Here is a 7,005-nt window from a genome sequence, read left to right as displayed (position 1 = left end):
TACGCGATGCCAGTCGGCCGCAGGGGCGTTTCCATGGTCGACACACGCGACATTGGCCGCGCCGCTGCCCGCGAACTCATGCGGCGAGAACGGGCCGGCGCGCCGCTGCCGGCGGTTACCTACCCGCTCGTCGGCCCGGACGTGCTGGATGGCGACGCGCTGGGTGCATTGTGGTCCCAGGTGCTCGGACGGCCCGTCCGTTACGCCGGAGACGACCTGGACCTGCTGGAGCAACGCCTGAAGGCCTCGGGACCGGCCTGGCTCGCCTATGATCTAAAGCTGATGATGCAGCGTTATCAGCGTGACGGCGCGGCCGCCACACCAGCCGAACTGGCGCAGACGGCGGCCGTGCTTGGCCGTCCTCCCCTCGCCTACCGCGCCTTCGCCGAGGAATCCGCCGCCCATTGGGCTGCGCGCTGAGCCGCTTTTCAGGAGAACGGACCATGACTAGCTCAGATACCACACAGCCCCTTCCCGCCGATGACCTGTCCCGCAGTCTGGTCGTATCGGACCCGGCGGCGCCCGGCTTGCGCCACATCTTCCTGGCAGGCGGTAGCTACACCATCCTCGTTTCGGGCAGCCAAACGCAGGGCAAATACTGCCTGATCGACATGCTGGTTCCCGCTCAGGGCGGTCCACCCCCGCACCGTCATGATTTCGAGGAAGCGTTCACCATCCTGGAAGGCAGTTTGGAGTTCACGTTCCGGTGCCAGACACACACCGTCTCTGCCCCGGCGACCGTCGCCATCCCAGCCAACGCCCCGCACAGCTTTCGCAATGTATCCGGCAAGCCCGCGCATATGCTGTGCCTCTGCGCGGGCGCCGGGCAGGAGGATTTCTTCGCGACCGTGGGGGTGCTGGTCCCGAGCCGGGACGCTCCGCCACCGGTGCTCAGCCCGGCGGAGCAAGCCGAGAAACGTGCGCTCGCTGAATCGCTCGCCGGGCAGTTCCGGACCGAGTTCCTGGTGGGCTGAGGCTAGATTGTCTCGTGCCGCAGATGGCAGGCGACGGCATGCGAATTGGCGCCAGTGATGAGCGCCGGCACCTCGATGGCGCAGCGTGCCACCGCGATTGGGCAGCGCGTGTGGAAATGGCAACCGGAGGGCGGATTGATCGGATTGGGCACGTCGCCCTTCAGGGCCACCCGGCTCCGCTTCGCCGTTGGATCCGGGATCGGCACCGCGGATAGCAGCGCTTCGGTATAGGGATGCAGCGGATTGGCGTAGAGGTCGCGGGCCGTCGCGATCTCGACCACGCGCCCCAGGTACATGACGCCGACGCGGTTGCTGATGTGCTCCACCACCGAGAGGTCGTGCGCAATGAACAAATAGGCCAGTCCGAACTGTTCCTGTAGGTCTTCCAGAAGATTGATCACCTGGGCCTGGATCGAGACATCCAATGCGGAAACTGGCTCGTCGCAGACAATCAGCCGGGGCTGCACCGCCAGCGCGCGCGCGATGCCGATGCGCTGGCGTTGTCCGCCGGAAAACTCGTGGGCGAAGCGGGTCATATGATCCGGGCGCAGGCCGACCAGTTCCAGCAGGCGCACCACCTGCTCGGTCAGATCCCGGCGGTTCTTCGCCAGGCCATGGATAACCAAGGCTTCGCCAATGATCCCGCGCACGCTGTGACGGGGGTTCAACGAAGCGAAGGGGTCCTGGAAGATGATTTGCATCCGCCGCCGCAGAGCGCGCAGTTCTTCGCCCTGCAGCCGCGTCACGTCCCGGCCTTCAAACTGGATCGTGCCTTCCGTCGGCTCGATGAGTCGCATGATGGCGCGCCCGGTCGTCGATTTGCCGCACCCGGATTCGCCTACGAGGCCGAGCGTTTCACCGGGCGCGATGTCAAAGCTGACGCCGTCCACGGCGTGGACCTTGTCCACCACGCGCGACAGAATACCGCCGCGAATGGCGTAATGCTTTTTCAAGCCGCGAACCGAGAGCAACGGGGGCACGGGGTCAAGCATAGATGCAGGCTGCCTTGTGGTCGGGTGCGACCAGCCGCAGGGCGGGTTCACTGGCGTGGCAGTCCGCCGTGGCCATTCGGCAGCGGTTCGAAAAACGGCAGCCCGGTGGTAGTTCCAGCAGATTGGGCACGCTGCCGGGGATCTGCTCCAATCGGGTGCGGCCGATGGCTTTCGTATCCACCCGTGGGATGGAGCGGATGAGTCCCTGCGTGTAGGGATGGCGAGGATTGGCGAACAATTCGTCGACATCCGCCTCCTCCACCACAACGCCCGCATACATCACCGCTACGCGCTGTGCGTTCTCCGCAACCACTCCCATGGCGTGGGTGATCAGCATGATAGCCATGCCGAACCGGTCCTTCATGTCGGCCAGTAGCTCCAGGATTTGCGCCTGGATGGTGACATCGAGAGCCGTGGTCGGCTCATCGGCGATCAGCAGCTTCGGTTTGCAGACCAGTGCCATGGCGATCATCACGCGCTGGCGCATGCCACCTGAAAATTGGTGCGGATAGTCGTTGACCCGACGCTCGGGTGTGGGGATCTGCACCAGACGCAACATCTCGATCGCGGCATCGTTGGCCGCCTTGCGCGACAGGCTTTCATGGGCGCGCAAGGCCTCGGTGATTTGGGCGCCCACGGTATAGACCGGGTTTAGCGACGTCATTGGCTCCTGGAACACCATCCCGATCTCCCGTGCGCGAACGCGATCTATGTCGCGCGGGCCGAGCGGTACGAGGTCCCTCCCCTGCCACAGGATCTGCCCGGCGGCGTAGCGACCCGGCGGCGTGTCGATCAGCTTTAGGATACTACGCGCCGTCACCGTCTTGCCGGAGCCGGACTCGCCCACCACCGCCAGCGTTTCGCCGCGGTTGATCGATAGGCTAACCCCATCGACCGCGCGGACGACGCCCTCATCGGTGTCGAACCAGGTTTTGAGGCCAATGATGTCGAGCAGAGGCCGTTCCATCTAGCCGACGCGCCTGGCATCGAGCGCGTCGCGCAGCCCGTCGCCGATGAAATTGATGGAGAGCACGGTGAGGAAGATTGCAGCGCCGGGAAACAACGCCCAATGCGGCGCTGAGTCGAGCTGATCCTTGGCGCTGAACAAGATCCTGCCCCAGGTCGGAATGTCTGGTGGAAAGCCGAGGCCCAGGAACGACAGGGTCGATTCCGCGATGATGGCGGTTGCAACCTCGACTGTCCCCGCGACGATCACCGGTCCCATGGCGTTCGGTAGGATATGTCGCACTACCAGACGAATGCGCGAGGCGCCAAGGGCCCGCGCTGCCTCGACAAACTCTTTCTCCCGCAACGATAAGAACTGCGCCCGCACCAGCCGCGCGACTGGCATCCAGCGCAGCCCGCCGATGATCAGCACGATCAGCACGAATAACCCTGCTTCCAGCCCCAATGCCTTGGCCAAGGCATTGCGGAACAGATAGAGGACCAACAATAACAACGGCAGTTGCGGCAGTGACAGGAACATGTCCGTCATCCACATCAGACCCGCGTCCAATCGTCGCCCTGCGATGCCCGACACTGCGCCGACCAGAATGCCCATGATGACGGCGACCATCATCGCCGCAATTCCTACCGCCAGCGAGATGCGGCCACCGTAGATCATGCGGGCCAGTAGATCCTGGCCCAGATCATCCGTGCCGAACGGGTGCGTGAACGACGGTGGTGAAAGCTGGGCGGAGAAATCGATCTCGTCGATCGGCACTCGCCACACAAACGGCCCGACGGCGATGACCAGCACCATGGCCAGCAAGATCATCAGGCTCACCACCGCCAGCCGGTGTTTGCGGAAGCGCCGCCATGCCTCGCCCAGCGGTGACGCTGGGGGGTGGCGCACCAGCGCGCGCTCGGCGATCACGGCGGCTGGCATCTCAGCGGAACGAGATGCGGGGGTCGAGCCAGCCATATAGGATGTCCGCGATCAGGTTGAACAGGATGACCAGGGCAGCGAAGACGAAGGTGACGCCCATCACCACGGGGGTATCGTTGCTGAGAATGGAGTCGATCAGCAGCGAACCAATGCCGGGCACGCGAAAGATCTGTTCGGTGATGATGGCCCCCCCGAACACGACGGGAAGTTGCAACGCCACCAGCGTCACCACAGGAATCAAAGCGTTGCGAACCACATGGCGCAGCAACACCCGGCGGGCGCCGATGCCCTTGGACCGCGCCGTCGTCACGTAATCGAGCTTGATGACATCCATGACCGAAGACCGTACGAACCGTACCAGAGAGGCGCCTTGAAACAGCCCGAGCACCGTCACAGGCATGATCGATTGAAGGATCTCTTCCCACCACCACCGCAGCCCGGTCGCTGCAAGATCGGTGCGATAGACAAAGGGCAGCCAGTTGAGGTTGATGCTGAACACGAGAATCAGCAGTAACCCGGTGAAGAAAGTTGGCATCGAGAAGCCGATGAAGGCGACGGTGTTGGCCAGTTGGTCGAACAGTGAGTACGGCCTGGCCGCCGCCAGCACACCGACTGGCAAGGCAACGACGATGGCCAACACCTGCGATGCGCCTATCACCACGATCGTCACCGGCAAGCGTTGCAAAATCAGCTGATCCACGTCGATGCGGCTGACGAACGAGAAGCCCCAATTGCCCTGTAACATGGCGAACAGCCAGTGTAGGTATCGCTGCCATACGGGGTCATCTAGCCCATACTGCGCCCGCAGCGCCGCCGCGACGGAGGCTGGCACGTTCGGATTGCTGACAAGTTCCCCAAACGGGTCGCCGGGTGCTAATGCCAGCACGATGTAAAGTACTAGGCTGATGGCAAGCAGACTCGGGATGGCCAGCAGAATGCGACGGACGAGCGCGGCGCTCGACATGCGGCGGCCCTAGGCTTGCTTATACCAGTTGGCAAAGTCCCATATATAGCTGTCGAAGCCGCTGAGTTCGCATTGCAGCCCATTGACCACGGCGGCGACGCTGGGGCGGGTGACGAGCGGGATCACGATAATCTGGTTGATGACCATGTCGTTCAGCTTGATCATCAGCGAGGCGCGCTCCGCCGGATCGAGCGCGGCCATGGCTTTAGCATATACCGCATCGTAATCGGCGTTCTGCCACCGCGTGATATTGCGGCCCTGCCATTTGTTGGACTTTTGCGCGGCCTCGGTGGACAGGAATAGTTGCATCCAGGCCCCCGGGTCCGGCAGCAGCGGCCCAGTCGTATACATCTGCAAGTCTGTGTAGAAATGCGGGTAGGTGTCTGGATTGGCCACGTCGGACGAGAAGAATACCGAGGCAACGACGGATTTCAGCTCAACATCGATACCGGCCTTGCGGAACGACTGCTTCACGATCTGCTGCGTCTTTTGGCGTGGACCGTTGGTGCTAGTCTGGAAGACGTATTTCAGCGCCTTGCCGTCCTTGACGCGAATGCCATCGGCGCCGGGCTTGTAGCCGGCCTTGTCCAGGATTCCGATCGCCTTGTCGACGTTGAACTCGGCCTTGGTGTTCAGCGAGTTGAAGCGGACTGGGTTGAACAGGACATTCGGCGTCAACGGGCCACCGCGACCGTAGATGTATTTGTGAATGGAATCCCGGTCGATCAGCAACGACATCGCCTCGCGCACGGCCGGGTCGGTCAGAGTTGGGTGTTTGGTCTTCAGACTCGATCGCTCACCATCGACTTCAACGTTCGGGTCGGTGTTGTTGAGCTGGATCATCTCCAGATTGCCACCGGCCGTAACGCGGATCTTGCCCTTGCCCGATTGTTCGAGCCGGGTCAGTACCTCGTCTTCGACTTGCAAATTCCAGGACAGATCGTATTCGCCGGTTTGCAGCACCGCACGCGCTGCCGACGTCGCGTCACCCCCGCCTTTCATCTCCACCGCATCGAAGTACGGACGGTTTGGTTGATGATAGCTCGGGTTGATCGTGCCGGAAACGAGGTCACCGGGACGGAATTCCTTGAACAGATAAGGACCGGTGCCGACCGGCTTCAAATTGGTTGGTGCTTCACGCGACTTCGATCCGCTAAACGCCTCGAACAGATGTTTCGGGATGATTTGCCCATAGGCCCCAACGAAGGCATCTGCCCAAAACCCCATCGGCGTATCGGAGGTAATTTTGACCGTGAACTCGTCGATTTTGGTGACGGTGATGCTGTTGTAGCTACCGCTGGTTACCGTCGCCGTTGCGGGGTCTTTGGAGTAGGCCCAGTTGAATACCACATCGTCAGTCGTGAAAGGCTGGCCGTCATGCCATTTCACCCCCTGTTTCAGCTTCCATATGACCCACTTACCATCCGGCGACAGACCGCCATTCGCCGTGCTCGGCAGTTCTGCCGCCAGGATGGGCTGCAACTCGCCCTGGGAGTCCCAGGCCGCCAGCGGCTCGTAGAACAGTCGTGAACCGTCCTGGTCTTTTGTGCCCGTGGCGAAATGGGGGTTAAGCAGTGTAGGCCCTTGCCACCACAACAGCTTCAGCGTGCCTCCGCCGCCGGCCTTTATAGGCGTATATGTCCGCTTTGTCTGCGCATGGGCCGCGCCGCTAAGCGCTAAAAGCTGCGTCGCTGCAGGGGCGGTCAGCCCAAGCGCCACGAGTCGCGCGATGAATGTCCGGCGCGGGAGCTTGCCCGCTTTGACGCGTTCAACGGCAGCCTTAAGCTGGTTCACGTCCATGCAGGCGCTCCCTTTCGACAAGCCCATCGCGCCAAATAGAAGCAAATTCTATGCCATGGCTCGTGCCAGTGACGGCTGGCTTTTTGATTAAAGTGGCATTGAATTTTGGCCCAGGATTTGGTGCAGGACTTGAATCGTCATCTCGCCTTGTGGCTGAGAAGCTTCTGCAAGCGCGGCATAATGTGACAGCAAGCTACCGCATCTCCCTCGAACGGCTGGACCTGCACCAGCAACGTCTCGATGCCAGCCGCATGAAACTGGGCGATGCGCCAGCAGGGAGCAGTCATAACCGAACGATTCCGCCTTCAGCGTGAGGTCACGAGTACGATTCCAGGATGCGTCGTAGGGTTTTGCGGATCGTTCACAGCCGCGCGATTGCGGTACACG

At 62.1% G+C, this 7,005-nt stretch carries 7 protein-coding genes and 1 pseudogene; 3 read left to right on the top strand and 5 right to left on the bottom strand.

Annotation, left to right across the window (positions count from 1 at the left end):
- Positions 1 to 420 (top strand): annotated as a pseudogene (locus GSQ76_RS09135) (NmrA/HSCARG family protein); the annotation flags it as partial.
- A 23-nt stretch (positions 421 to 443) separates the two neighbouring features.
- Complete coding sequence (locus tag GSQ76_RS09130; protein WP_158743606.1) at positions 444 to 974, top strand: cupin domain-containing protein; 531 nt, start codon at positions 444 to 446, stop codon at positions 972 to 974.
- 2 nt (positions 975 to 976) lie between these two features.
- Here GSQ76_RS09130 and GSQ76_RS09125 read toward each other — a convergent pair whose 3' ends face one another.
- Genes GSQ76_RS09125 through GSQ76_RS09105 form a run of 5 tightly spaced genes read right to left on the bottom strand, consistent with a single transcriptional unit; the run spans position 977 to position 6,618 of the window.
- On the bottom strand, positions 977 to 1,966 hold the full coding sequence (locus GSQ76_RS09125) for an ABC transporter ATP-binding protein (protein ID WP_158743605.1): 990 nt from the start codon (positions 1,964 to 1,966) through the stop codon (positions 977 to 979).
- Complete coding sequence (locus GSQ76_RS09120) at positions 1,959 to 2,933, bottom strand: ABC transporter ATP-binding protein (protein ID WP_158743604.1); 975 nt, start codon at positions 2,931 to 2,933, stop codon at positions 1,959 to 1,961. Before GSQ76_RS09120 ends, GSQ76_RS09125 begins: the two co-directional genes overlap by 8 nt.
- Positions 2,934 to 3,854, bottom strand: coding sequence for an ABC transporter permease (locus tag GSQ76_RS09115; RefSeq protein WP_216850967.1), 921 nt, complete (start codon positions 3,852 to 3,854; stop codon positions 2,934 to 2,936).
- Between the two features lies 1 nt (position 3,855).
- On the bottom strand, positions 3,856 to 4,818 hold the full coding sequence (locus tag GSQ76_RS09110; protein ID WP_158743602.1) for an ABC transporter permease: 963 nt from the start codon (positions 4,816 to 4,818) through the stop codon (positions 3,856 to 3,858).
- Positions 4,819 to 4,827: 9 nt separating this feature from the next.
- Positions 4,828 to 6,618 (bottom strand): peptide ABC transporter substrate-binding protein, encoded by a 1,791-nt coding sequence (locus GSQ76_RS09105; RefSeq protein WP_158743601.1) that lies wholly within the window; start codon positions 6,616 to 6,618, stop codon positions 4,828 to 4,830.
- Positions 6,619 to 6,668: 50 nt separating this feature from the next.
- Between GSQ76_RS09105 and GSQ76_RS09100 the strand changes: the two genes are divergently transcribed.
- On the top strand, positions 6,669 to 6,932 hold the full coding sequence (locus GSQ76_RS09100) for a hypothetical protein (protein ID WP_158743600.1): 264 nt from the start codon (positions 6,669 to 6,671) through the stop codon (positions 6,930 to 6,932).
- Positions 6,933 to 7,005 lie beyond the last annotated feature (73 nt).

Source organism: Acidisphaera sp. L21, from assembly GCF_009765685.1.
Taxonomy (GTDB): Bacteria; Pseudomonadota; Alphaproteobacteria; order Acetobacterales; family Acetobacteraceae; genus LMUY01.
Note: the sequence above shows the minus strand (reverse complement) of the source record. Positions and strands in the feature narration are given on the sequence as shown.